Raw genomic sequence first — 25,773 nt, 5'->3', positions numbered from 1 at the left:
ACCGTGACAGATGCCACCGGGATCAATCTCAACGCCCTGCCCAATCCCTATTGGTACAACAGCGCCGATATCGGCGGTACCCGCATCGACAGCAAATGGGTGCTGGCATCCGGCGACGCGAAGCATGCTACGTTCAGTTCGACGGTGACGATACCCGCAGGCGCCAAAGCCGGCTCCTGGACGGTTGGCTGGACAGCGTTCCGTGACACATTAGGATATACGAGTACGAATGGCGGCTACAGCCAGGGTTTCACCGTGCAAAGCAATGGGCTCAGCGACACGTCAGGGCCCGCCGTTTCTGCCATCACTGTCACCCCCGCCATCGTTGACGTCTCGCAGACAAGTCAACTGGTGACGACCACCGTCACCGTGACAGATGCCACCGGGATCAATCTCAACGCCCTGCCCAATCCCTATTGGTACAACAGCGCCGATATCGGCGGCACCCGCATCGACAGCAAATGGGTGCTGGCATCCGGCGACGCGAAGCATGCTACTTTCAGTTCAACGGTGACGATACCCGCAGGCGCCAAAGCCGGCTCCTGGACGGTTGGCTGGACAGCGTTCCGTGACACATTAGGATATACAAGTACGAATGGTGGCTACGACAAAAGTTTCACCGTTAAATAAGCGCGCCAGGCAGCACCAGACGGTCAATCAGGGAGCTGCCAGCCCGCTCTGAACATCCTCAGCCAACCTCCGGGTTGGCTTTTTTGTTTGCCTTGCACAAAACCTCCACCCCACCCCGCCGCTATGTACGCAAACGAACGGACTGCAGCCGCCCAAGGGCCCATGCTGCAGGCAGACCATCACTTTCCCTCCCGCCGCCAGCGCCCTGCGCGACACGGCTGACGGGTCGGCTGGTCAGCTCTCCCCGCCACACCGCCATGCGAAACTCGCGCCCGACGCCGTCGAGCCGTTCCGTACATTACGGCTCACTGCCAAAGGATGCATCATGAAACCTACCCTGATATTGCTCGCGCTCGCCTCTACCCTCGCCCTGACCGCTTGCCAGCGCGAAGCGCCACCCGCACCGACCGTCGTCCAAGTCGTTCCCGGCCCTGCCGGCGCGCCTGGTCCTGCCGGCGCCACGGGCGCCAAGGGCGCTGAAGCCCCTGCCGGCGCGACCGGTGCCACCGGCGCCACGGGCCAGACCGGCGACAGCGGCGCCGCCGGATACGATGGCGCCAAGGGCGCTACCGGTGCACAAGGCAACGATGGCGCCAAAGGCGACGACGGCGCCAAGGGCAAGACGGGCGACACGGTGATCGTCGTCCCGCAACGCTAATACGCCTCACGCCAGACACTACAACGCCAACCCATGCGGTTGGCGTTGCTCCGTATGCGCTGTACCGCACAGTAACATCGGCCGCATCGGCCTACCCTGTTCCTATTACACAGGGAGATATCGCATGCTGACGCTCATATTGCTGGTGGCCCTGCTGGGCCTGGTTCTACTGTTCGCGCCCGGCCCCGTGCGCCGCGCCCTGATTACTCCACACCTGCTGACCCTGTTCAAGCGCATCCTGCCGACCATGTCCGATACGGAACGCGACGCGCTCGAAGCGGGCACCACGTGGTGGGATGCCGAGCTGTTTTCCGGCCGGCCCGACTGGACAAAATTGCTGGCATATGGACGCGCTTCGCTCAGCGCCGAAGAGCGCCATTTCCTTGACCACGACGTCGAACGCTTGTGCGAACTGGTCGACGACTGGGAAACGCAGCAGGCGCAGGACTTGCCACCGCAAGCCTGGGCCTACATGAAAAGCCAGGGTTTCCTCGGCATGATCATTCCCAAGCAATACGGCGGCAAGCAGTTCTCCGCCTACATGCATTCGCAAGTGGTGATGAAACTGTCGAGCCGCTGCTCGGCGCTGGCCGTGACCGTAATGGTGCCCAATTCGCTGGGACCGGCCGAGTTGTTGTTGCACTACGGCACCGAAGAACAGAAAGATTACTACCTGCCGCGCCTGGCCGCCGGCACCGAGATCCCGTGTTTCGCGCTGACCAGCCCGTATGCGGGCTCCGACGCGGCCGCCATTCCCGACCTGGGCGTCGTGTGCATGGGCATGCATGAAGGTCGCCCCACCCTGGGTTTCCGCCTCACGTGGAACAAGCGCTACATCACCCTGGCGCCCGTGGCGACCTTGCTGGGGCTGGCTTTCCAGACCAGCGACCCCGACCACTTGCTATCCGACAACGATACGCCCGGCATCACCTGCGCCCTGATCCCCGCCAGCCACGACGGCGTGCTGATCGGCCGCCGCCACCACCCGTTGAACGCCGCCTTCCAGAACGGCCCCACGTCCGGCAACGATGTCTTTATCCCTATCGACTGGGTCATCGGCGGCCAGGCGCAAGTGGGGAAAGGATGGCGCATGCTGATGGAATGCCTGGCGGCCGGACGCGCCATCTCGCTGCCCTCGTCCAGCGTGGGAATGGGCAAGATGGCCGTGCGCGGCACCGGCGCGTATGCGGCCGTGCGGCGCCAGTTCAACATGCCCATCGGCAAGTTCGAAGGGGTGCAGGAAGCGCTGGCCCGCATGGGCGCCAACCTGTACCTGATGGATGCGGCCCGCACCCTGGCCGCGCATGCCGTCGACCTGGGCGAGAAGCCGGCCGTCATTTCCGCCATCGTCAAATACCATGTGACGGAACGGGGCCGCGCGCTCGTCAACGACGGCATGGACATTCTCGGCGGCAAGGGCATCTGCGTGGGTCCGAACAATTTCCTCGCCAGCGCCTACCAGCAAATCCCCATCGCGATCACCGTCGAAGGGGCCAACATCCTCACGCGCAGCCTGATCATCTTCGGCCAGGGCGCCATCCGCGCGCATCCATATGTACTGAGGGAAATGGCCGCCGTCAACGAAAGCGACGGCCGCAAGGCCTTGCGCGATTTCGATGCGGCCTTCTTCGGCCATGTGGGCTTTGTGCTGGGCAACGTGGCCAGGGGCTTGTGGTACGGACTGGGCGGCGCGCGCCTGGCGGCCGTGCCCGACGCCGGCGCCCCGGCACTGGCGCCCTACTACCGCGCCCTGACGCGGCTGTCGACGGCGTTTGCCGTCATGACGGATATGTCGATGTTCGTGCTTGGTGGCGAACTCAAGCGCCGCGAGCGGCTGTCCGCCAGATTGGGCGACGTGCTGGCGCAGCTGTATTTGTGCTCCGCGGTGCTGAAGCGCTACGAGGACGATGGCCGGCCCGAGGCCGACCTGCCGTACGTGCACTGGTCGCTGCAGGATGCGCTGGTCAAGGCGCAACAGGGCTTGACGGGCGTGCTCGACAATTTCCCCGCGCGCGTGCTGGCCGTGCTGCTGCGCACCTTGCTGTTCCCGTTCGGCCTGCCCCACCGCCCGCCGTCCGACGAGCTGGGCAGCGAAGTGGCGCTGGCCCTGCAAACGCCGGGCGCCGACCGCGAACGCCTGCTGGCCGACGGCCATGTCGCCAGCGAGGGCAACGATCCCGTCGCCTGCGCCGAGCGGGCGCTGGCCTTGCTGCCCGAGGTTTTGCACATCGAAAAACGCCTGAAGGACACGCCCGAAGGCGCGGCCCTGCGGCACCTGCCGCAAAGCCTGTCCGCCATGCAGCCGTGGCTGGCAGCGGCCAAGGCCACAGGCAACGTCAACTGCCAGGAGCACAATAGCTTGCTGGAATATGCGCGCCTGGTCGACGGCTTGATCCAGGTAGACGATTTTGCGCCCGCCGCAGCGCACGAAACGCCGGACGCCTATCCCCGCGATGACGCCGGCGTGGTCGAGGCCAACGACAAGCCCAGCACGAGCGGCACCAGTGCCGCATACACGACGATCACCGACAGCCAGACGGCGCCGGGCCAGTACGCCCTGACGCCAAAATAAATGCTGGAAAATACCAGCGGGCACAGCACGGATGCCAGGCTCACGGACGAGGCCAGCACGCCCTGAAATTGGCCTTGCCTGTCCTCGGCAACTTGCCGCGTGGCCAGCGACTGCAGGGCCGGCGCGCCGATGCCGCCCAGGGCGAACACGGGCATGATGGCGAAGATCATCCAGCTGCGGGTGGCGAAGGCCATGACGACCAGGGCCACGCAGGCGCACGCCGCGCCCGCCAGGATGGTGGCGCGCTCGCCCAGCAGTTTCACGGCCGGGCCGGGCAGAAAAGCCTGGGCCAGCGCCTGGCACACGCCAAACGCGCCCAGCGACAGGCCGATCCACAGCCCGTTCCATTCGAACGCATCGTGGCCCCACAGCGCCCAGCACACGCCATACACCTCGCCCGCCGCGCTGAAGGTAAAGAAGATGGCGGTGATCGGCAGCAAGCTTTTCTGCGATAACACCCAGCGCAGCGGGCGCAATGGATTCAATGCCGCCAGGTCGATTTTTTCGCCCGTGGGCCGACGTGATTCTGGCAACGTCAGCAACGCCAGCAGCAGGTTGCCGGCATTCAAGATGGCCGCCGTCATGAACGGCAGGCGCAGCCCGTAATCGCCCAGCGCGCCGCCCAGAACGGGGCCGATGATGAAGCCGGCGCCGAACATGGCGTTGAGCAAGCCGAAACGGCGCGCCCGCGTTTCCTCGGGAGAAATATCGGTGATGTAGGCCGTGGCCACGGACACATTGGCGCTCGTCAAGCCCGCAATGGCGCGCCCCAGCAGCAGCATCCACAGGCTGGGCGCAAACGCGAGGAACAGGTAATTGACGGCCGCGCCCGCCAGCGAAAGCAGCAGCACGGGGCGCCGCCCCAGGCGGTCGCTCAGCGCGCCCAGCACGGGCGCAAAGATGAACTGCATCAACGCATACAGGGCCGTCATGATGCCGATGTACGCCGCCACGTTATCGGCACGCGTGACGTCGCGCAGCAACGCGGGCAAGATGGGGAAGACCAGGCCGATGCCGATCGCATCGAGCACGACCGTGGCAAAGATGACAGGCAGCGCTGTCGCCGGAATGGCTATTTTCATATACTCAATCTAAATATGTACTCAGTACATAAATAGTACGCCCAGCCTGGCTGCACCATCAAGCCTTATCTGTACTCAGTACACTTCGTGTATGATCGCAGCAACATGACGATTCCTTCCGACCTCCGCTCCCGCAAACGTCTTGCCACCCGGCAAGCCATCTCGAATGCCGCCACGCGTTTGTTTTTCGTGCGTGGCTTCGAGCAGGTGACGGTGGACGAGATCGCGGCGGCTGCCAGCGTGGGGCGCATGACGGTGTTCAACCACTTCCCCCGCAAGGAAGACATGTTCTTCGACCGCGAGGAAGAGGGACGCGAACTGCTGCGCGCCGCCTTGCGCCAGCGCGATCCCATGGTGCCCCCGGTCGAAACGCTGCGCCTGCTGGCGCACCGCCTGGTGGCCGAAGACAGTCCCTACGTCACGTTTTCCGCCGCCGGCCAGGGTTTTATTGCCACCATCGAGGCCAGCGAGACCCTGAAAGCGCGGGCGCGGGCGATCCGCGACGAGCTGGCGCAAGTGGTGGCAACGGCGCTGACCGACAGCACGGGGCGCGACGCGCACGATCCCCAGGCCCGGCTGGCGGCCAGCCTGCTGCTGGCCACCTGGAGCACGGCCCTGATCGAAGCGCACCGGCACTTCCGCCAGCATGGCGACACACAGCTGGCCAAGACCTACTTTCTGTCCTTGGTGGACCAGGGGCATGTCGGCCTGAAGGCAGCGTTGGCGGGCACGCCTTACGTCTGACGTTGCCGGGTATCGGATGTCAATCCCTTGACCCAAGGCAAGGCAATCTGGCGCCAGCCCGCCTACAATCGCCGGCTTTGCCCATCCCATGCGCCACGCTCCCGAACTCCTCCTGCCTGCCGGCTCCCTGGCCAAGATGCATGCCGCCTTCGACTATGGCGCCGACGCCGTCTACGCGGGCCAGCCGCGCTACAGCTTGCGCGTGCGCAATAACGATTTTTCGACCTTGCAAGCCTTGCAGGAGGGCATTGATGGCGCGCATGCGCGCGGCAAGCAATTCTTTGTCGCCAGCAATATCTTCGCCCACAACGCCAAGCTGAAGACGTATTTGCGCGACATGGAACCGGTGATCGCCATGCGCCCCGACGCCCTGATCATGGCCGATCCGGGCCTGATCATGATGGTGCGCGACAAGTGGCCGGAGATTCCCGTGCACTTATCGGTGCAGGCGAATGCCGTCAACTGGGCCGACGTGAAGTTCTGGCACCGCATGGGATTGACGCGCGTGATCTTGTCGCGCGAACTGTCGCTCGACGAGATCGAGGAAATCCGCCAGCGCTGCCCGGAAATGGAACTCGAGGTGTTCGTCCACGGCGCTTTGTGCATCGCCTATTCGGGCCGCTGCCTGCTGTCCGGCTATTTCAACCACCGCGACCCGAACCAGGGCACGTGCACGAATTCCTGCCGCTGGGATTACAAGGTGAAAAATGCCGCCGAAGACGCCAGCGGCGACCTGGGCGGCATGCAGGTGGTGCCGCTGGAATTCCACCAGGCGCTGGCCGAGGCGGACAACAATGCCTTTTCCGCCCTGCACCAGCAGCCGCGCCACCCGCTGGCCGACCAGCCATACCTGATCGAAGAAGCGCAGCGCCCTGGCCAGCTGATGCCGATACTCGAAGACGAGCACGGCACCTACATCATGAATTCGAAGGACTTGCGCGCCGTCGAACACATCGAGCGCCTGGTCAAGATCGGCGTCGATTCGCTGAAGGTCGAAGGCCGCACCAAGTCGCTGTACTACGCGGCGCGCACGGCGCAAGTCTACCGCCAGGCCATCGACGACGCGGTGGCGGGCCGGCCCTTCGACATCAGCCTGCTGGGACAGCTGCAAGGCCTGGCCAACCGCGGCTACACGGACGGTTTTTATCAACGCCACCACACGCAGACGCACCAGAACTACATGCGCGGCGCGTCGGAAGCGGACCGCAGCCAGTACGTGGGCGACGTGCTGGGCGTGACGAACGGCTGGGCCAGGGTGGAAGTGAAAAACCGCTTTGCCGTGGGCGACCGCATCGAAGCCCTGCATCCGGGCGGCAACCGCGACTTCACCATTACCCGCATGCTGGCCGACGACGGCAGCGAAATCCAGGTGGCGCCCGGCAGCGGCCACTTCGTGCGCATCGAACTCGACGGAGCGCTGAACAAGGCCTTGCTGGCGCGCTATTTGTAACCGCCAGTCTGGCGCGCAGGGCGGCAAACCAGTATGCAAGTATTTGATTTGGCAAGAAAAATTTCAGCTGGCACCGCCTGCATAATTTGTTTAGGCTTCAACATTGCTATACGATACGGCCACCCAGCGCCCGGGGCCGTTATCGGCATCCGGTGCGTCCCTGACACGTTCACCGGAATCCCCGATGCCATCTGCCACACCTGCCCTGATCACCAATGACGCCGTCGTCCTCGGCCTGCTCGCCATGACCCTGGGGGGCGTCTTCTGGACCGCCTCGCGCGCCAACGGCTTCTGAAAAAAGTTTTATACCTATATCCCGTCGCTGCTGATGTGCTACCTGATCCCGGCGCTGCTCAACACCTTCGGCATCATCGACGGCAACGCTTCCGGCCTGTACGCCGTGGCGCGCGACTATCTGCTGCCCAGCGCGCTGGTCCTGCTGTGCGTGGCCATCGATTTCGGCGGCATTATCCGCCTCGGCCCCAAGGCCATCATCATGTTTCTTACAGGAACCCTCGGCGTCATGCTGGGCGCCCTCGTTTCGTTCGAGGCGCTGCGTTTGATCCACCCGGAAACGGTGGCGGGCGACACCTGGCGTGGCATGACGACTGTCGCCGGCTCGTGGATAGGCGGCGGCACCAACCAGGCCGCCATGAAGGAAGTGTTTGAAGTGGACGCCACCCTGTTCGGCCAGTTCGTCGCCGTCGACGTGCTGGTGGCCAACGTGTGGACGGCCGTGCTGCTGTTCCTGGCCGGCCGCGCAGGCGCCTTCGACCGCTGGACCGGCGCGGATCTGTCCGCCATCAACGCGCTCAAGGACAGCATCGAAAGCTACCGTGCGCAGCATGCGCGCATCGCCACCCTGACCGACATCATGATCATCCTCGGCGTGGGCCTGGGCGTGACGGGCCTGTCGCATTTCCTGGCCGGCCCCATCATCGGCTGGATCGCCACCCTGCCCGCCGCCTGGCGCCTGCAGGATTACAGCCTGACGTCGAATTTCTTCTGGATCGTCGTGCTCGCCACCACCTTCGGCCTGCTGCTGAGTTTTACCCGGGCGCGCAGCCTGGAAGGCGCGGGCGCCTCGACCATCGGCTCGGCCATGCTGTACGTGCTGGTGGCCACCATCGGCATGCACATGGACTTGAAAGCCCTGTTCGACAAGCCTTTCCTGTTCCTGCTGGGTCTGATCTGGATCGCCGTGCACGGCGGCCTGATGTTGCTCGTCGCCAAGCTGATCCGCGCGCCGCTGTTCTTCATGGCCGTCGGATCGCAAGCGAACATCGGCGGCGCCGCCTCGGCCCCCGTCATCGCCAGCGCCTTCCACCCTGCCTTGGCCCCCGTCGGCGTGCTGCTGGCCGTGCTCGGCTACGCGCTGGGCACCTATGGCGCCTACATCACGGGCTTGATCCTGCGCAGCATGGCGGGATGACGTCTGTCCTGGCTTGACCGGCCAAGCTTGTAATCATGACCACAACGCCAGCCTGCGGGCTGGCGTTGTCGTTTACCCCTGCAGCTTTCGCAGAGTCCTGAAAACTCCCCACAATGTAGCAGAAACCCCTCAAAACCAAATTTCCGCACCATTTTTGTGCGAAATCTGCGATGATAGTTGCCCAAATAACCGATTACCTCCATGGAATTCTGATGAAATACGCATCTGCTCACGAGTATGTCCAGCATGTCGCCGCGCGCAATCCAGGTCAGCCCGAGTTTCTGCAAGCCGTCACCGAAGTCATGGAAAGCTTGTGGCCGTTCCTGGAACAGCACCCGAAATACGCGGAACAAGGCTTGCTGGAACGCTTGATCGAGCCGGAGCGCGTGGTGATGTTCCGCGTGTCGTGGGTCGACGACCATGGGCAGGTACAAGTCAACCGCGGCTACCGCATCCAGCACAGCATGGCCATCGGGCCGTACAAGGGCGGCATCCGCTTCCACCCTTCCGTCACCTTGTCCGTGCTGAAATTCCTCGCCTTCGAACAGACGTTCAAGAATGCGCTGACCACGTTACCGATGGGCGGCGGCAAGGGCGGCGCCGATTTCGATCCGAAGGGCAAGAGCCCGGGCGAAGTGATGCGCTTCTGCCAGTCCTTCGTGAGTGAACTCTTCCGTCACGTGGGTTCGGACACGGACGTGCCGGCCGGCGACATCGGCGTGGGCGGGCGCGAAGTGGGCTATATGGCCGGCATGATGAAAAAACTCAGCAACCGCGCCGACTGCGTGTTTACGGGCAAGGGCGCCAGCTTTGGCGGCTCGCTGATGCGTCCGGAAGCGACGGGCTATGGCACCGTGTATTTTGCGCAGGAAATGCTGAAGACGCGGGGCCGTTCGTTCGAAGGCATGCGCGTGTCCGTTTCCGGCTCGGGCAACGTGGCGCAATACGCCGTGGAAAAAGCCATGGCCATGGGCGCGAAAGTCATCACCGTCTCCGATTCGAGCGGCACCGTCATCGACGAGGAAGGCTTTACGCCGGAAAAGCTGGCCATCCTGATGGAGGTCAAGAACCATTTGTATGGCCGCGTGAGCGACTATGCCGCGCGCACGGGCGTGCGCTTCGAAGCGGGCGTGTCGCCATGGCATGTGCCGGTCGACATCGCCCTGCCCTGCGCCACGCAAAATGAGCTCGATATCGCCGATGCGCGCCTGCTCATCGCCAATGGCGTGCAGTGCGTGGCCGAAGGCGCCAACATGCCGACCACCATCGAAGCGGCCAAGGCCTTCGAGGCGGCCGGCGTGCTGTACGCGCCGGGCAAGGCCAGCAACGCGGGCGGCGTGGCCACGTCCGGCCTGGAAATGAGCCAGAACGCGGCCCGCATTTCCTGGCCGCGCGAGGAAGTCGACGCGCGTTTGCTGCAGATCATGCAGGGCATCCATGCCGCGTGCAAGCAGTACGGCACGCGCGCCGATGGTTCTGTCAGCTATGTGGATGGCGCCAATATCGCCGGCTTCGTCAAAGTGGCCGATGCCATGCTGGCGCAAGGGGTGATTTAAGCGTCAACAATGTCGTCGGATTACGCGCGGCATAGCCGCGCTAATCCGACCTACGACATTTCAGGTTTCATCAGGCTCTTGCGGCTGATGGTCCGGCCCGACACCATGAACTCGCCGTTGCCCCGGTAGTGCAGGGTTTCGGGCAGCTTGGGCGAGGTGGCCACGTGGGCTTTCACGCACTCGAAGATGAAGAAGCCGCCCTTCGGGTTGCCCGCCACCTGGGCCAGCTTGCATTCGAAGTTGGCGTAGCACTCGGCGATCAGCGGCGCGCCCACCAGCTCGGCCGGCTGCGGCGTCAGGCCGAAGGCCGTGAACTTGTCCGTGTCTTCGCCGCTGCAATTGCCGATGGCGACCACCTGGTCGACCATGTCGGCCGTGGGCAGGTTGATCACGCATTCCATGCTGCGCTTGATCATTTCATAGCTGTGGTTCGAGTCGGAAATAAAGCAGCCGAGCAACGATGGCGTAAATTCCATCAGCATGTGCCAGGCCATGGTCATGACGTCGCTTTCCCCGTTCCACGTTGAACTGACGAGCACCACCGGGCCCGGTTCGAGGAAGCGGCGGATATCGGCGACGGGATAATCTTCTTTGTGATAATTTTTCATCTGCTCTCCAGGACGCGGTACGCCATAGCATAGACCAACGGCGCCTTCGCGGGCGCGCGGCTGGGCGATGGCGGCGTGTCATCCGCGCCGCGATTTGCGCCGTTCATTGCAAATTTCTCCCCGTTGGAGATGTTGCAACATAGAATACACTGATCAACTACTCAAGGAAACCGCCATGCGTCCTCTGTTCCTGTTGCCAGTCCTGTCCTTCGCTTGCCTCGCTACCGTCGCGCATGCCGACGAGCAAACCCGCACGGTCGCCGCCTTCAACGCCATCGATATTCGCGGCCCCATCAGCATGGAAGTGGAATCGGGCAAGGAGCAAAGCCTGCTGCTACGCGGCGACCAGAAATTCCTCAGCGGCGTGATCACGGAAGTGGTCGATGGCGAGCTGAAAATTTCCATGAAGGATAAAGATATCAAGAAGACCGAGGGCGACCCGCGCATCATCATCACCATGCCTACCTTGCGCAAGCTGATCGCGGAAGGCGCGGGCGAGAAGATATTGACCAAGCTCAATGGTCCAAGAGTCGACATCAGCTACAAGGGCGCGGGCCGCCTGGCCGCCGATGGCCAGGTCGACTGGCTGCGCCTGAAGGCGCAGGGCGTGGGCGAAGTCGATACGAAAGCCTTGCTGGCGAAAAACGTCGACGTCAATTTCGAGGGCATCGGCTCCGTCAAGGTGTATTCCTCGGGCGAGCTGAACGCCGTGGTGCGCGGCATGGGCGAACTGACGTATTACGGCAAGCCGAAGATCGTGCACAAGTCGATCGCGGGCATCGGCAGCGTCAACGCCGCCAAGTAAGCTTTTCCATAAAAACAGGCCATCAGGCCACTGGAGACCGCATGACCGCTTTACAAGATAACGATGCGCCGCTGGTGCTGCGCGAGGACGAGGGTGGGCTCGTCACCCTGCGCCTGAACCGTCCCCTGCAATTCAATGCCCTGTCGGAAGCCATGCTGGCCGCGCTGCAGGAAGCGTTTGATGCCATCGCGCAGCAGCCGCACGTGCGCTGCGTGGTGCTGGCCGCCGAAGGCAAGGCGTTTTGCGCGGGCCACGATTTGCGCCAGATGCAGGCCACGCGCCAGCTTGATTACTATCAAACCCTGTTCGCGCAATGCTCGCGCGTGATGCAAGCCATTCAAACCTTGCCCGTGCCCGTGATCGCCCGCGTGCATGGCATCGCCACGGCGGCCGGCTGCCAACTGGTCGCCAGCTGCGACCTGGCCGTGGCGGGCGCGTCCGCCCGCTTTGCCGTCTCCGGCATCAACGTGGGCCTGTTTTGCGCCACGCCGTCCGTCGCCCTGTCGCGCAATGTGTCGCCCAAGCGCGCCTTCGACATGCTGGTGACGGGCCGCTTCATCGACGCCGACACGGCCGCCGACTGGGGCCTGATCAATGAAACGGTGGCCGACGCGGCGCTCGACGAGGCCGTGGCGCGCCTGGCGCAGCAGATCATGGCGAAAAGCCCGACGGCCATCCGCTACGGCAAGGCCATGTTCTACCGGCAGCGCCAGCTGCCGCTGGACGAGGCGTATGCGTACGCGGGCGACGTGATGGCGCGCAATATGATGGAAGAGGATGCGGAGGAAGGCGTGAGCGCCTTCCTTGAAAAGCGGCCGCCCGGCTGGGCGCGGCCTTGAGTACCTGACCGAACCTACTGCGCGTCGGTATAGGCAGCCTGCGATGCTCACCGTACTTCAGTACGGTTGCGCTTCTCGGCTACCTCTCCCTTCCGCTCGCTACGGTTCTGTCAGGTACTCTTGGACTTCCTGGTCTTAACGACTGTCCTTCATCTGCTGCTGCACGGAAAGACTCAAGGTGCCGAGGTCTTCCTTGCCCAGCAGCGGCAATTGCGCCAGCAGCTGCATCAGGGCCGAGCTGCCCGTCACGTCCAGCTCGGACGACTGCACCAGCACCGTGCCGGCACCCGTGAAGTCGATCTGCTTTTCCTCGCCCGACAGGGTAAAACCCGTGAGCGCGCCGGCGGCCGAGGCCCAGCCCTGCACGTGGGCGTAGTCGTAGTGGTAGGAAGGGCTGGGGCAATCGGCCCAGCCCAGCACGGCCTGCTCGTCCACGCGGCACGGCAATTCCAGGAAGTGCACGGGGCCGTTCGACGAGGCGATCACTTTACCGGTGCCTATCATGGTCAGATAGCCGGGCAAGGTCGATTCCTGGCAAATCACGTCCTTGGTAAAACCCAGCAGGTTTTTCGCGCGGATGGTCATGTTGGCGTTGTCCAGGTCGTAGCACGCCAGGTCGTTGCCGTTGTCGCCCAGGATCAACTGGCCCTGGCCTTGCGCCACGACAAAGTGGTGGATGTATTTCGGCGCATTGAAGGCATTGCGCACGATCAGGTCGAGCACGCTGCTGCCCATGGCTTCGAAGCGCAGCTCGCCATAGAAGGCGATCATCTTGCCCTTGCGAATGAAGATCTGTTCCTTGACATCGATGACATAGGAAAAACGGTTCAGGTTATCGTTCTTCGGCAAGGTATCGGGATTGTAAATCGTCATGGCTTACCTTTCGCTCGCTTGGATGTAGACCGTGCCCTGGCCCGTAAACTTCACCTGGTACGATTCGCCGGACGCCTGGCCGACAAAGGTTTTCCAGTTCAGGTCCGTGACGATGGTCGAGCTCAGCTGGCCCGTGTGGCCGATATACGCTTGCGGGTCGACGAAGACGGGCACGTCCGGCGTGACGGGCAAGCCGATGGCATTGCCGTCGGACAAAATCGCCACTTCGCCCGTGCCTTGCAAGGTGGTGGTAAACAAGCCCTGGCCCGAGGCCATGCCGCGCACCACGCCCTGCACGCCGCCCTGGTTGCCGAGGAACATGGTGCCGGCCGTCAGGCGCGCATCGAAGGCCAGCAGGGAGTCGCTTTCCACATAGAACGTTTCGCCGCGCACGGGGACGATGGTGACGAACAGGCCGCCCTGCGCGTAAAACACGCTGCCCGTGCCGCGCGCCGACATCAGGGCATAGCCCTCGTTCGTGACGGCGCGCATGGCCAGGCTTTGCACGCCCTGGCCGGCCAGGAAGGAGCGGCTGAACGCCACGTCGCCCTGGTAGGACACCATGGCGCCCTTGCGGGCGAACACTTCTTCATTGCCGAGTTTAACCTCGAGCATCTTTTCATTGATTTGCTGATAGACAGGCATCGCGGGTCCTCGCTGACTTAACGTTCGGCGGGCTGGATGAACACCACGCCCTGGCCTGTGAATTTGTGCTGGTACGATTCGCCCGAGCTCTGGCCGATCATGGTGCGCCAGTTGACATCAAAAACGAATTCCTGGCGGATATCGCCCTTGAAGCCGACGAAGGCGTCCGGATCCACGCGCAGCGGGTGGGAAGGCGTCACTTCCAGCATGATCAGGTTGCCGCGCGAAATGACGGCCAGGTTGCCGTGGCCTTCGACGGTGGTGGAAAACAGGCCCTGGCCGGAACTGGCGCCGCGCAGGCCCGCAAAGCTGGTGCCCGTCTTCAGGCTCGTGTCGTAGGCCAGCAGGCTGCTGCTTTCGATGGTCAGCTTTTCGCCGGCCAGCGCCATGACGGTGATTTCGGCCGCATTCTGCGCGAAAAACACGGTACCCGTGCCGGCGGCCTGCATCACCTGCATGCCTTCGTTCGTCACCTTGCGCTTGAGCGCGCCGAAGAGGCCCTCGCCGCCCAGCAGGGATTTTTCAAATTTGATGCTGCCCGTATAGGCGACCATCGCGCCGGCAATCGCCAGCACTTTTTCATCCTGCAGGCGCACTTCCAGCAGGCGGTCGGTATTGGTGCGGAAACTGGTCACGCGCGACTCCCCAAGAATGCCAGGGCACAAAGCCATGGCTATCCGACAAGATACCGGGGGCGTTACCACCATGCAAGTGCTATTCCTCCCGAACGGGGGTGGGTGCATAAAAAAAAGGCGTGCCCGGAGGCACGCCTTGCGTTCACGCAAAGAACGGTTTATTCAGCCAGCACCGGCCTGGCGGCGCGCGCGTTCTGGAACAGCGGCACGGGATCGTTGGTATTGACCTCGACCACCGTGACGCCCTGCACCACGCCAGCGACCTGGTAGCCGACGGCGCCCAGGTGACGCTTGCCTTCGGCCAGGTTGGACCAGCTCAGGGAAACCGTCGCCGTGCCGCCCGTGTAGGCCGTGCCCGGCATCAGCGCCTTGAAGTTGCCGTTGTTCAAGCCCGGTGCCAGCACCCACGACGACAGGGTGTAGTCGGCCTGGCCGTTTTGCGGCGCAAAGCCGATCACGCACACCTTGTACGTGCCGGCGGCCGGCAGGCGCAGTTCCACCTGTTCATTGGAACTTTCATTGCCGCTGCTGCCGACCAGTACATTGGCGGCGTTGTAGACCTCCATGTCCATGTCGGTATTCGCGCCACCCGTCGTTTCCGCGTCGTAGGTGGCAAAGCGCGCCGCCAGGGTGCCGGCCGGGATCACGACGTTGTGCACGTTCACGCCCGTGGCGCCGCCCGCCTTGCAGGCAGCCGATGCGGCAGCGCCCGTCGTCGCCTGGCCGATCATGCGCGACTCGCGCACGGCTTCGACGAGACCCGACTTGACGCCGACCAGCGCACCCGAGAAGCCCGTGCCCAGGGTCAGCACTTTGCTGCCCGTGGCCGCTTCGCTGCTGACCAGCGGAATGGCGGCCAGCGAGGTGCCGCGCGCCGTCAGCGGGCTGCGCACCGTGTGCGTGCCATCCGTCCAGCTCAGGGCGCCGTAGGTCCAGGTATTGGCCGGCGCCGTGGTGCGCGTCAGCTTGACCTGGTACTGCGCCTTGGCGCCCGGCGCCAGGCTCAGGCTCGTTGGCGTCACCGCCACCGTGTAGCCGGGCAGGCTGGCCGAGACGTTGTAGACGGCGCTGCTGGCACCCACGTTGGTCACCGTGCGCGTCAGCACTTGCGTGCCCAGTACGTTGGCCGCCGTCAGCGACGCCAGGTTCAGGTTGTAGGCGGGAATGGTGCCAACGGCCTGGCAGGTGGCGGGACTGTAGACCTTCAGGTTCAGGCCGCACAGGAAACGCGCATAGTCGATTTCCGACACGTCGTACACGAGCCCGGGATCGGCGGCGCCGTTCGGCGCGATGTGGCCGGCACCCTGGCCCCACGGCAACTGGCCCGAGTTCTTCGCCGTGGCATCCCACGACACGGAACCGTTCAAGCCATCGGGATACGTGCTGAACGCCGTCGTCATCAGCGCCGACTTGATGGCCGCGGGCGACCAGCTCGGATGCTGCTGCTTGAGCAGCGCCGCCACGCCGGCCACGTGCGGACTGGCCATCGAGGTGCCGGAATAGAAATCCCACTCCGCTGCTGGCGCCACACCACCGGCGGCCACGGCATCGCGCTGCGCCGGCGTCAGGTCGGCCGTCACGCCGGCCAGGATATTCGTGCCGGGCGCGGACAGGTCGGGTTTCAGGATGTTCGCGTTGGCCACGTTCGGCCCGCGCGAGGAGCGGTCGCTGACGATCGGCGCCTGCACCGTGGTGTCGGCGATGGTGTGGATTTCGCCCAATGCCGCCGTGCCGTCCGGATTGGCCGCCATGAACGCCTTCAGCGCGTCGCCCTGCACCTGCGCCAGGTGCACGGTCGACAGCACGTGCGCCTGATTGATGATGGTATTGGCGCCGCCGGCCACGTTGGCGATGACCACGCCCGCCGCGCCCGCCGTCTTGGCATTCGCGCTCTTGTTGACCAGCACGTTGCCGCCGCGGTCGCACACGAGTATCTTGCCCGCCACTTTCGCCGGGTCCAGATAAGCCGGGGCGGCATCGGCCGCGCCGAAGCAGCGCAGCAGATTGACGTCCGTCGGCGACACGCCGGCCAGGCCCGCGTCGCGCGAGCGGATCAGCGGCAGCGCCGGCGTCTTCGCGTTGCTCGATGCGCCTTCCAGCTTGCTGCCATTGCTGAGGATGACGTTGCCCGCATACAGGCGGTTGTGCGTGGAATTGGCGACCGTTGCCAGCCAGGGGCTGATGTGCGAGACGGGCGCCGGCACGTCGGGCGCCGGCGTGGCCGGGCCGGAATTGCCGCCGGAGGTGGCGACAAACACGCCGGCCGCCGCCGCGCCGAGGAAAGCGACTTCCGTCGGTTCGTCGAAGGCGCCGCCGCCCGCGTTCGGGCCGATGGAGAAGTTAATGACGTTGACGCCATCCTTGACCGCCTGGTCGATGGCGGCCACGCTGTCGGCCGTGGCGCAGCCGTTGCGGCCAGTCGAAGCGGCCGTCCAGCAGACTTTATAGGCGGCGATACGGGCGCGCGGCGCCATGCCCGAGGCCTTGCCCAGCGACACACCGTTCGAGGTGGCGATGGCGCCATTGTTGCCGCCGGCCGTGGAGGCCGTGTGCGTGCCATGGCCGCCGTGCCCCGTCAGGCCGGCGACGGAATCGCGCGGCGACAGGAACTCCGTCCAGTGCAGCGCCGCCGTGGAAGCGCGGTAGTAGCGCGCGCCGATCAGCTTGTTGTTGCAATTCTCGGCGGAGAATCCTTCGCCCGTCTGGCACGTGCCTTGCCAGCTGGCCGGCGGCGCGCCGTACACGACATTGCTGCCGCTGTGGCTGGGCACGCCGTTTTCGTCGAGGCGGTCGGCAAAGGCCGTGTTCTCGGGCCAGATGCCGCTGTCGACGATGCCGATGACGATGTCTTCGCCCGCGTGCGCCTTGCCGCCCAGCTGCTCCCACAGGCCGCCCGGCTTGTCCAGGCCCAGGAAGCTGGGCGTGTAAGTGGTGTCGAGCTGCAGGATGGAGTCGGCGCTGATGCTGGCCACGCCGCTGTTTTTCTTCAGCGCCCGCACTTCATCGTCCGTCAGCAAGGCGGAAAAACCGTTGAAGACGACGCTGTACTGGTGCGTGATTTCAGCCGCGCTGACGGTGCCGGCCACGGCGGCCTGCTTGCTGTCGAGGTAGCTCAAATAGGCCTGCACGTCGGCGGCGCCCACGTTGATGCGCGCGCCCGGGGCCGGCTTGGTGGCGGCCAGGCCGTCGACCTGACCCGTGTAGGTGGCGGCCGGCTTGTCGACCAGCTGCACGATGTAGGAACGGCGTTCCTGCGCCTGCGCCGCTTGCGCCAGGCTGGCGGCCAGCAGGAGGATGGCGAGTGAAACGGGACGTAATTTCATCTCACGCTCCTTGCACGGTGAACGCGGCGACCTTGCGGGCGCGGCGGCGCGACAGCATGCCGATGGCGCCCAGGCCGGCCAGCAGCAGCATGTAGGTCGACGGTTCCGGCACGGCGCTGACGTTGATATTGTCGAGCGCAAACTGGCCCTGGTTAAAGGCCGGGAAATCGATGGAATTGCTGCACACGCCAGTGTCATTGAAAATGCAGGCGTTGAAGGTCAGGCCCGTGAACGCATAGTTGCTGAAACCGCCCAGCAGGGAAGCGCCCTGGAAATGGTAATTGCCATCGCTGCCCTGGCCGGGAAACGCCAGCGAGGTGCTGACCACCTGGCCGTTGCTGAGGGTGCCGCTCAGCTGCAGTTCGCCCCACTGCGTGTTGGGCAAGCCGGAGACGGGGGCGATGAAGGAATAGTCGAATCCGGCCAGGCTGAACGCCTGGCGGTCGGCACGCGCGAAATTCACGCCGCCATCGTTGAGGATGGCCAGGTAGTTGCCGGTGGCACCCTGCGGGCAGGCGGCGATATCGCACGACGAACCCGCGCGGCCATCGAGGATGGCGCCCACGCCGCTGACGCCGCCGCCGGCAGCCGTGGTCGGGTCGGCCAGGAACCGCAGATTGTAGCTCGACGTATTGAGCGTCTGGCCGCTTTCATACACGTCGGGACGCAAATTATCGAAGGTCAGGACATCGGCCATGGCCGGTGCCGAGACCAGCACGGACACGGCGGCCAGCGCGGCCAGGACGGTGGTGCGGCCGCGGGTAGCGGGCGGATAGACGGTGGCGGGTGATACCCGCGCATGTGATGGACGATTCATTCTATTCCCTTGTTTGTTGTGGATAGATAGGTCGGCAGGTCTGGTGCCCGCTTTCAGCTTTTTCACAAAAGTGTCAACAAATATAGCAAATCGCATAAAACAAATATCATATTTTTAATATCATTTATTTATTTTTTATCTAAGCCTGCGAAACTTTGTTTTGTTTTATCTATGAAAGTTTGAGTAAGCTCAACGTTACATTGGAACAACAATGCATCGCACTGCAGGCGTGCGCGCCAGCGTGCCGGCGCGACTTCAGATAAGCTCGAAAACCGTGCCTGCGGCCAGCGCAAGCGCCCACCGTCACATCGCGGTACACCTGTTCCATCCTGGAACAGTCATCCCCTCCCCTGCCCCGCATGACGCGCCCCCCAGAGACCCCTGCGCCGATGGCATGAAGCTTGCACAACAAAGAGATCGACCGTGCTCAGGGAGCAGCATCATGGAACACTACCAACTGGCCGGCAGCGGCCGCGCAGGCACGCGGCCGGCCCGGCGCATCCTCGTGTGCTGCGCGCTGGCACTGGCTTTTTTCCTGCTGGCCGCCAGGCTGGACCTGGCCGAACGGCTGACGCACGCGCTCTGGCGCCAGGAACACTGGCAACTCGATGAACTGGCCCTGAGCCTGTTGCTGCTGGCGCTGGCGCTGGCCGGCTTTGCCGTGCGGCGCGGACGCCAGGTGGCGCTGCTGCTGGCGCAGAACCGTGCCCTCACGCAGCGCCTGCTGCGCGCGCAGGAAGAGGAGCGCTGCGCGCTGGCGCGCGAGCTGCACGATGAAGTGGGACAGGACTGCACGGCCATCCGCGCCGCCGCCAGCTACATCCTGCGCGCGCGCGACGGCGACCAGGCGAACGTGCAGGCGTGCGCCGCCAGCATCGCCCGCTCGTCGGAAGCGCTGCACGCGATGGTGCGCACGATGCTGCGCCGGCTGCGCCCACCCGTGCTCGACAGCCTGGGATTGGCGCCGGCCCTGCAGGCGCTGTGCGACAGCTGGGCCCAGCAGCACGGCATCGCCTGCCATTTCGCGCCGCACGCCGTCCCCGCCAGCCTCGACGACTGCACCGCCACCGCCGTCTACCGCCTGGTGCAGGAAGGCTTGACGAACGTGGCGCGCCACGCGGGCGCCGACCGTGCCACGGTGGAATTGCGCGCCGATGCGCACGGCGTGCTGCACCTGGCCATCGAAGACAATGGCCAGGGTTTTGGTCCGGATAGAACGCCAGCAGATGGCTTCGGCATGCTTGGCATGCGCGAAAGAGTGGCCGGCCTGCGCGGCCATATCCGCTGGATCAGCGCGCTGGGCAACGGCTTGCGCATCGAAGTGGCGATGCCGCTGGCGGCCGGTGCGGCATGAACGCGGCCATGACCCCGATCCGCGTGATGCTGGTCGACGACCACCCTGTGGTGCGCACGGGCTACCGGCGGCTGCTGGAACAGGGCGGCGACATCGCCGTCGTGGCCGAGGCCGGCAATGGCGAAACGGCGTATGGCCTGCACCAGGAGCACGCGCCCGACGTCTGCGTGACGGATTTGTCCATGCCCGGCATCGGCGGCCTGGAATTGCTGCGCAAGCTGCTCGCGCGCGACGCAGGCGCGCGCGTGCTCGTGTTCAGCATGCACGACACGCCGCAGCTGATCGCGCGCGCATTGGACGGCGGCGCCTGCGGCTTCGTCAGCAAGCAGGCCGACCCGGAACACCTGGTCGACGCCGTGCGCGCCGCCCACGCGGGCCGGCGCTACCTGGACCCGCACAGCGCGCCCGCCGTGCTGCACGACGCGGCAGGCACGGAAGCGCAGCGCTTGAGCAGCCTGAGCCAGCGCGAATTCGAAATCTTCCGCCTGCTGGCCGCCGGCCACAGCGCCGCCGATTGCGCCCGCCTGCTGCACCTGAGCAGCAAGACGGTGGCCAACCACCAGACCTGCATCAAGGAAAAGCTCGACGTGCCCGGTCCCGCCGCCCTGGTGCACCTGGCCCTGCGCAACGGGGTCATCGAGCATATCCTCCCTTAAAACGCGTAGCGCAGACCCACATTCACGCTGCGCGGCGCGCCGGCCGCATAGAACGTCGCGTTGACCATCGGATAGTCGCCGTTCACGGCGGGCAATGGCCGGGCGGCAAAATTGCCGTTGGCGTCGAAGCCCGTGGCGCCCAGTTGGGCCGCCGTCGCGTACTGGCGGTTGAACAGGTTGTTTATCTGCGCAAACACACTCAGCCGTGGCGTCAGCTGGACCTTGCCGTTCAGCTCCACCACGGCGTAGCCGCCGCTCTTGCCGGAACCCAGGTATGACGGGCCGCCCGCCTGGTGCCGGTTGTTTTCATTGCCGCGCGCGTAGGAACTCGACACGGCCGTCATGGCCAGGCCCACCGTCCAGTCGCGTCCGCCCTGATAGTCCACGTGCGCCTTGAAGATATGGCTCGGTGTCAGCGGAATGCGGTTGCCGGGCGTGATGACGATATTGCCTTCCAGGCCGGGCGCCTGCGCATCGCTGCTGCTGTTGGCGCTGCCGTTGACGAGCTCCCGGCTTTGATACGTCGCCCGCAGCCACGTGTAGTTGACGCCGAAGTCCAGCGCACCGGCCTTGCCACCCGCCGCCAGTTCCACGCCCTGGTGGCGCGTCTTGCCGAAATTCTTGAAGTAGCCGAAACCGGCCTGATTGTCGGCCACGAACAGGATATCGTCGTGGTTTTCCGCGCGGAACACGCCGGCGCTCCAGCGGGCCACGTCGGCGAGCTTGCCGCGCAGGCCCGCTTCCCACGTCTTGGTGACGACCTGTTTCAAGGGCGGATCGCCCGCCATGGCGTTGGGCAGGCGGCACGGGTTGTCCGGGTCGGCGCAGCCGAGTTCGATGGCCGTCGGCGTGCGGCTGCCTTCGTTGTAGCCGAGATAGGCGCTCACGCCATCGGCCGGCGCATAGGCCAGACCGATGGCGGGATTGAAGCGGCTGAAACGGTGGTCGCCATCGAGCGAGCCGCTGCCGCCGCCGGGCGTGATGGCGTCGCGGTTGCGCACGGTGCTGCGGTTGTAGCGGCCGGAGATGGTCAAGGTCAATGCTTGATTCAGCGCAATGCTGTCGCTCGCATACACGCTCCACGTGCGCATGCGCCCGCTCAAGTCGACGCGGTTGTCGACGGGCGTGCCGTCGTCGTCGATTTCCGTACCGTCGGCAAAGAAGTCGACGGGCGTGATGCTGCGGTCCGGGTTCAGATAGCCGAACTGGCTGGTCTGGCGAAACGTGGCGTGGCTGGCATCGAAGGCGGCGCCGACCGTGACGGCGTGGCGCTGCCCGGCCAGGTCGGCCAGCGCCGTGAACTGACCCGACAAACCATAGTTTTCCTGCTGCGTATGGCTGCGGTTGAGCATGCCGTTGCATTTTTCGGCCGGTTCATCGTTCAGCAGCACGTTGCCGATGCAGCGCCACTTCGGAAACGGTGTATTCGACGCGTTCGCCCCGCTGGCGGGAAAGCCCGTGTAGCCGGCCGCCGCCAGGGCCGCCCGCTCGGCCGCGCCGGGCTGGTAGACGGACTGGTCGAGCGACTCGTCGTTCAAGTCGCCATTGAAGGTGTGCGTGTCGATCTTGCGGTAGTACACATTGCCGGACAAGAGCAAGCCGGCGCCGGCCTGGTGCTTGCCCGTCACATTCAGCAAGGTCGACCTGTTTTCCGTCAAATCGGGCTTGGTGTAGACGCTGCGGTAATCGCGCGCCAGCAGTCGCTGTTCCTGCAAGCCGTTGCCCGTCAGCGCATTGTCCGCGTGGGCCACGGTGACGGCAATGTCGGTGCGCGCATCGCTCCAGCCCAGCTTGCCGAAGACCTGGCGCACGTCCGACGGCGAATCGTCGCGCCAGCCGTCTTCCTTGAAACGGTTGCCCGTCACATACCAGTGCCAGCCCTGCACATTGCTGCCGCCATGCTCGAACTCGACGGCGCGCCGCTGGTGCGAACCCAGGCGCGCCTCGACGGCTGTGCCGGGATTGCTCTTGCCATCCTTGGTCTGCAGGGCCAGCGCGCCGCCCAGGGTGTTCAGGCCGAACAGGGGGTTCGAGCCTGGCATCAGGGTCAGCGAGGCGATGGCCATGCGCGGGATCAAATCCCAGCTGACGACATCGCCAAACGGCTGGTTCAGCCGCATGCCGTCGAGGTACACGGAAAGTCCTTGCGGCGTGCCCAGCAGGGGCGAGGCCGTGTAGCCGCGGTAGCTGACGTCGGGCTGGAAGGGGTTGTTCTGCACCTCGTTCACATAGACGCTGCCCAGGTTGCGGCGCAGGAAGGCGGAAATGTCGAGCGCGCCGCTGCCGGCGATCTGCTGCGCGCTGGCCGTCTGCACGGGCGCGGCAAAGGCATCGCGCGGCCGCTCCACGGTGGGCAGCGGCATGCTGCCCGTGATGATGACGGTGGGCAAGTCGTACGCAGGCTCCAGGTTGGCAGAATCGGCAAGGTCGGCGGCTTGCGCCTGGCACAGCGCCATGGCGGCGGCCGCGAATAAGGTCAGTCTCATGCAGGTCCCCGATTTATCGTGTTTTTTATTACTGCCCAGTATCGGACAGCCACCGGGGGATGGCCTAGGGAAAAACTCCCGCCGTGCTGGGAAGGGATAACAAAAGTCAGCGCTGCAAGGGAAGATAGCTTTGCTTGAGCTGGCGCAACACGAAACTCGATTTGCTGTGGCGGATGCCGGGGATTTTATACAGGCGCTCGCGCAGCAGCCGTTCATAGTCGCGCGTGTCGCTCACGGCGATGCGCAGGTAGTAGTCGTAGTCGCCGGAGACGAGGAACGCTTCGAGCACCTCCGGGATCATGGCCAGCGCGTGGCCGAATTCAAACAGGGCCTGGTCGGAATGGTCGTCCAGGGTGACTTGCACGATGACGGTATCGGCCAATCCCACCTTGGCCGCGTTGACGTTCACCGTATAACCCTCGATGACGCCATCGTCTTCCATGCGCTTGATGCGCGCCCAGCATGGCGACGAGGTCAGGCCCACCTTGGCGCTCAGGTCGTGCAGGCTGATGCGGGCATCCTGCTGCAGGGCCGTCAGGATGGCGAGGTCGAATTTATCGAGCTTCATTCCGTCAATTCCTTATTTCACAGCAAATTTTGCTGAATACTGCATTCTATACGAGAAAACCAGCAGCCTTTTCTGCCGCATCAGGCAGAAAATAAGGCCATGAAACCCGATCCAGCTCCCCTCCTCGCGCGCGCCTCCCATAACGGCGCCAGCACCCTGATCGACACCCTGCTGTCCCTGGGCGTCGATACCGTCTTCGGCTATCCGGGCGGCGCCGTGCTGCCCCTGTACGACGCGCTGCACGCGCAGCCCCGATTGCGCCACGTGCTGGTGCGCCACGAACAGGCGGCCGTGCACGCGGCCGAGGGCTATGCGCGCAGCACGGGCCGGCCCGGCGTCGTCTTCGTCACGTCCGGCCCCGGCATGAGCAATACCACCACGGGCTTGCTCGACGCCCTGTGCGATTCGATCCCCGTCATTTGCATCAGCGGCCAGGTGGCTACCACCAGCATCGGCACGGCCGCCTTCCAGGAATGCGACGCGCTGGGCATTTCGCGCCCCATCACCAAATGGAACCGGCAAATCCGCGCGGCAGAGGAAACGGCGGCCGTCGTGCGCGAGGCGTACGCGCAGGCCACGCAGGGCCGGCCCGGCCCCGTGCTGGTCGACTTTCCCAAGGATCTGCAACTGGCACCGGTGCAGGAAGCGACGGTGCTGGCCCCTGCCACGCCGGCCCCGGTGCCGCCGCCGGCAGCCTCCGATCTCGAACGGGCCGCCAGCCTGATCGCCGCCGCGCGCCAGCCCGTGTTCTATGGCGGCGGAGGCCTCGTCAATTCCGGCCCGGAGGCCTGCGCCGCGTTTCAACAACTGGTGAAACTGGCGGCCGCGCCGTGCACCCTGACCTTATTGGGCCTGGGCGCCTTTCCCGCCTCGCATCCGGCCTTCCTGGGCATGCTGGGGATGCACGGCACCCTGGAAGCGAACCTGGCGATGCACCATGCGGACCTGATCGTCTGCGTCGGTGCCCGCTTCGACGACCGGGTGACGGGCAGGCTCGACGCCTTCTGTCCCGGCGCAAAGGTCATCCACGTCGATATCGACCCGGCGTCGATCGGCAAGGTGGTGCGCGCCGACGTGGCCCTGCGCGGCGACTGCGCGCCCGTGCTGGCGACTCTGCTGACGCAGCTGCGCGGGCGATTGCTGGCGGACCGCCAGCCGTGGTGGCAGCGCATCGACGGCTGGCGCGCGCAGGACTCGCTGGCGTTCGACGACACGCCGGACGTGATCGCGCCGCAGGCGCTGATGCGGCGGCTGCAGGCGGCGCTCGACAGCATGGACAGCGGCGACGCCCTCGTGTCCACCGACGTGGGCCAGCACCAGATGTGGGCGGCCCAGCATTTGCGCTTCGAGCAGCCGCGCCGCTGGCTCACCTCGGGCGGCGCCGGCACCATGGGCTATGGCTTGCCGGCCGCCATCGGCGCGCAGATCGCCCACCCGGACAAGTGCGTCGTGTGCGTCAGCGGCGACGCCTCGATTCTGATGAATATCCAGGAACTGGCCACGGCCGTGCAGCACCGCCTGCCCGTGAAAGTGGTGCTGTCGAACAATGGCTACATGGGCATGGTGCGCCAGTGGCAGGAACTGATACACGGCGGGCGCTACAGCCACAGCTACACCGAAGCGCTGCCCGACTTCGTCGCCCTGGCGCGCGCATTCGGCTGGCAGGCGCACACGGTGAGCCGGCGCGAAGACCTCGACGCGGCACTGGCGGCCTGCCTGGCGTCCGAAGGCCCGTACTTCCTCGACGTGCGCGTGCACGGCGCGGAAAACTGTTTCCCCATGATGGCCCCCGGCGCGGGGCACCATGAAGTAACCTTATCCAAGGGCACGGTGTACAAGGAACAGTAGGTCGGATGAGCGGCGGGACGCCGCGTAATCCGACACCAGCGTCTTGCAACAATGTTGTCGGATTACGCTCTACGAGCTAATCCGACCTACGCCAGCTTTCCCATGATGACGCCCAGCACGAGGCGCCATGAAGCTGCCTGATCAAGGGCAAAATGTACAGCGGACGGTAGGTCGGATTAGCGGGGCAACGCC

At 64.9% G+C, this 25,773-nt stretch carries 19 protein-coding genes and 2 pseudogenes; 12 read left to right on the top strand and 9 right to left on the bottom strand.

Features of this window, described 5'->3' with window-relative positions; translation table 11 throughout:
• The 3 genes and pseudogenes from AC1Q6X_RS26665 to AC1Q6X_RS26655 all read left to right on the top strand — a co-directional run.
• Positions 1-630: hypothetical protein (locus AC1Q6X_RS26665; protein ID WP_492498918.1), on the top strand; the 630-nt coding region annotated here is incomplete at its 5' end.
• 325 nt (positions 631-955) lie between these two features.
• Complete coding sequence (locus tag AC1Q6X_RS26660) at positions 956-1,288, top strand: hypothetical protein (protein ID WP_070217656.1); 333 nt, start codon at positions 956-958, stop codon at positions 1,286-1,288.
• A gap of 124 nt (positions 1,289-1,412) precedes the next feature.
• Positions 1,413-3,698, top strand: a pseudogene (locus AC1Q6X_RS26655) (acyl-CoA dehydrogenase); the annotation flags it as partial.
• Between the two features lie 32 nt (positions 3,699-3,730).
• Here AC1Q6X_RS26655 and AC1Q6X_RS26650 read toward each other — a convergent pair.
• Positions 3,731-4,942 carry a TCR/Tet family MFS transporter gene (locus tag AC1Q6X_RS26650; RefSeq protein WP_492498917.1) on the bottom strand — a complete coding sequence of 404 codons (1,212 nt, stop codon included), beginning with the start codon at positions 4,940-4,942 and terminating at the stop codon, positions 3,731-3,733.
• A 105-nt stretch (positions 4,943-5,047) separates the two neighbouring features.
• Between AC1Q6X_RS26650 and AC1Q6X_RS26645 the strand changes: the two genes are divergently transcribed.
• From AC1Q6X_RS26645 to gdhA, 4 genes and pseudogenes are all read left to right on the top strand, one after another.
• Entirely contained in the window at positions 5,048-5,686 is a 639-nt protein-coding gene (locus tag AC1Q6X_RS26645) for a TetR/AcrR family transcriptional regulator (RefSeq protein ID WP_492498916.1), read from the top strand.
• 88 nt (positions 5,687-5,774) lie between these two features.
• Positions 5,775-7,136, top strand: a complete 1,362-nt coding sequence (gene trhP / locus AC1Q6X_RS26640) for a prephenate-dependent tRNA uridine(34) hydroxylase TrhP (RefSeq protein ID WP_492498915.1) — start codon at positions 5,775-5,777, stop codon at positions 7,134-7,136.
• A gap of 310 nt (positions 7,137-7,446) precedes the next feature.
• Positions 7,447-8,568, top strand: a pseudogene (locus tag AC1Q6X_RS26635) (DUF819 family protein); the annotation flags it as partial.
• Positions 8,569-8,780: 212 nt separating this feature from the next.
• Positions 8,781-10,124 (top strand): NADP-specific glutamate dehydrogenase, encoded by a 1,344-nt coding sequence (gene gdhA, locus AC1Q6X_RS26630; protein WP_492498914.1) that lies wholly within the window; start codon positions 8,781-8,783, stop codon positions 10,122-10,124.
• Between the two features lie 50 nt (positions 10,125-10,174).
• Here the strand turns inward: gdhA and AC1Q6X_RS26625 are convergent, their stop codons facing one another.
• Positions 10,175-10,732: a flavin reductase family protein gene (locus tag AC1Q6X_RS26625; protein ID WP_492498913.1), complete on the bottom strand. Its 558-nt coding sequence runs from the start codon at positions 10,730-10,732 to the stop codon at positions 10,175-10,177.
• Between the two features lie 175 nt (positions 10,733-10,907).
• On the opposite strand from AC1Q6X_RS26625, the gene AC1Q6X_RS26620 reads away from it, so the two are divergent.
• Together AC1Q6X_RS26620 and AC1Q6X_RS26615 are read left to right on the top strand one after the other, a co-directional pair.
• Positions 10,908-11,537 carry a head GIN domain-containing protein gene (locus AC1Q6X_RS26620; RefSeq protein ID WP_492498912.1) on the top strand — a complete coding sequence of 210 codons (630 nt, stop codon included), beginning with the start codon at positions 10,908-10,910 and terminating at the stop codon, positions 11,535-11,537.
• Between the two features lie 41 nt (positions 11,538-11,578).
• Positions 11,579-12,376, top strand: a complete 798-nt coding sequence (locus tag AC1Q6X_RS26615) for an enoyl-CoA hydratase (RefSeq protein ID WP_230506513.1) — start codon at positions 11,579-11,581, stop codon at positions 12,374-12,376.
• Between the two features lie 135 nt (positions 12,377-12,511).
• Here AC1Q6X_RS26615 and AC1Q6X_RS26610 read toward each other — a convergent pair whose 3' ends face one another.
• From AC1Q6X_RS26610 to AC1Q6X_RS26590, 5 genes are all read right to left on the bottom strand, one after another.
• A complete protein-coding gene (locus AC1Q6X_RS26610) occupies positions 12,512-13,249 on the bottom strand; it encodes an AIM24 family protein (protein ID WP_409027313.1) in 738 nt (245 codons plus the stop codon).
• A gap of 3 nt (positions 13,250-13,252) precedes the next feature.
• The gene (locus AC1Q6X_RS26605) at positions 13,253-13,894 is read right to left on the bottom strand and encodes an AIM24 family protein (RefSeq protein WP_034784288.1); all 642 of its coding nucleotides are present in this window, start codon (positions 13,892-13,894) and stop codon (positions 13,253-13,255) included.
• A 17-nt stretch (positions 13,895-13,911) separates the two neighbouring features.
• Entirely contained in the window at positions 13,912-14,565 is a 654-nt protein-coding gene (locus AC1Q6X_RS26600) for an AIM24 family protein (RefSeq protein WP_099411710.1), read from the bottom strand.
• Between the two features lie 122 nt (positions 14,566-14,687).
• Complete coding sequence (locus AC1Q6X_RS26595; RefSeq protein ID WP_492498911.1) at positions 14,688-17,852, bottom strand: S8 family serine peptidase; 3,165 nt, start codon at positions 17,850-17,852, stop codon at positions 14,688-14,690.
• 1 nt (position 17,853) lies between these two features.
• The gene (locus AC1Q6X_RS26590) at positions 17,854-18,669 is read right to left on the bottom strand and encodes an NF038120 family PEP-CTERM protein (RefSeq protein WP_492498910.1); all 816 of its coding nucleotides are present in this window, start codon (positions 18,667-18,669) and stop codon (positions 17,854-17,856) included.
• 442 nt (positions 18,670-19,111) lie between these two features.
• Here AC1Q6X_RS26590 and AC1Q6X_RS26585 point away from each other — a divergent pair, with 442 nt between their 5' ends.
• Complete coding sequence (locus tag AC1Q6X_RS26585; RefSeq protein WP_070292429.1) at positions 19,112-20,023, top strand: histidine kinase; 912 nt, start codon at positions 19,112-19,114, stop codon at positions 20,021-20,023.
• 8 nt (positions 20,024-20,031) lie between these two features.
• The gene (locus tag AC1Q6X_RS26580; RefSeq protein ID WP_492498909.1) at positions 20,032-20,679 is read left to right on the top strand and encodes a response regulator; all 648 of its coding nucleotides are present in this window, start codon (positions 20,032-20,034) and stop codon (positions 20,677-20,679) included.
• Here the strand turns inward: AC1Q6X_RS26580 and AC1Q6X_RS26575 are convergent.
• Entirely contained in the window at positions 20,676-23,165 is a 2,490-nt protein-coding gene (locus AC1Q6X_RS26575) for a TonB-dependent receptor (protein ID WP_492498908.1), read from the bottom strand. The genes AC1Q6X_RS26580 and AC1Q6X_RS26575 overlap by 4 nt on opposite strands.
• A gap of 106 nt (positions 23,166-23,271) precedes the next feature.
• Positions 23,272-23,733 carry an Lrp/AsnC family transcriptional regulator gene (locus AC1Q6X_RS26570; RefSeq protein ID WP_070217690.1) on the bottom strand — a complete coding sequence of 154 codons (462 nt, stop codon included), beginning with the start codon at positions 23,731-23,733 and terminating at the stop codon, positions 23,272-23,274.
• 99 nt (positions 23,734-23,832) lie between these two features.
• Here AC1Q6X_RS26570 and ilvB point away from each other — a divergent pair, with 99 nt between their 5' ends.
• A complete protein-coding gene (ilvB, locus tag AC1Q6X_RS26565; RefSeq protein ID WP_492498907.1) occupies positions 23,833-25,581 on the top strand; it encodes a biosynthetic-type acetolactate synthase large subunit in 1,749 nt (582 codons plus the stop codon).
• Positions 25,582-25,773 lie beyond the last annotated feature (192 nt).

The organism is Janthinobacterium sp. GW823-FHT06H09 (genome assembly GCF_058794735.1).
This window is presented reverse-complemented; position numbering and strand designations above follow the sequence as displayed.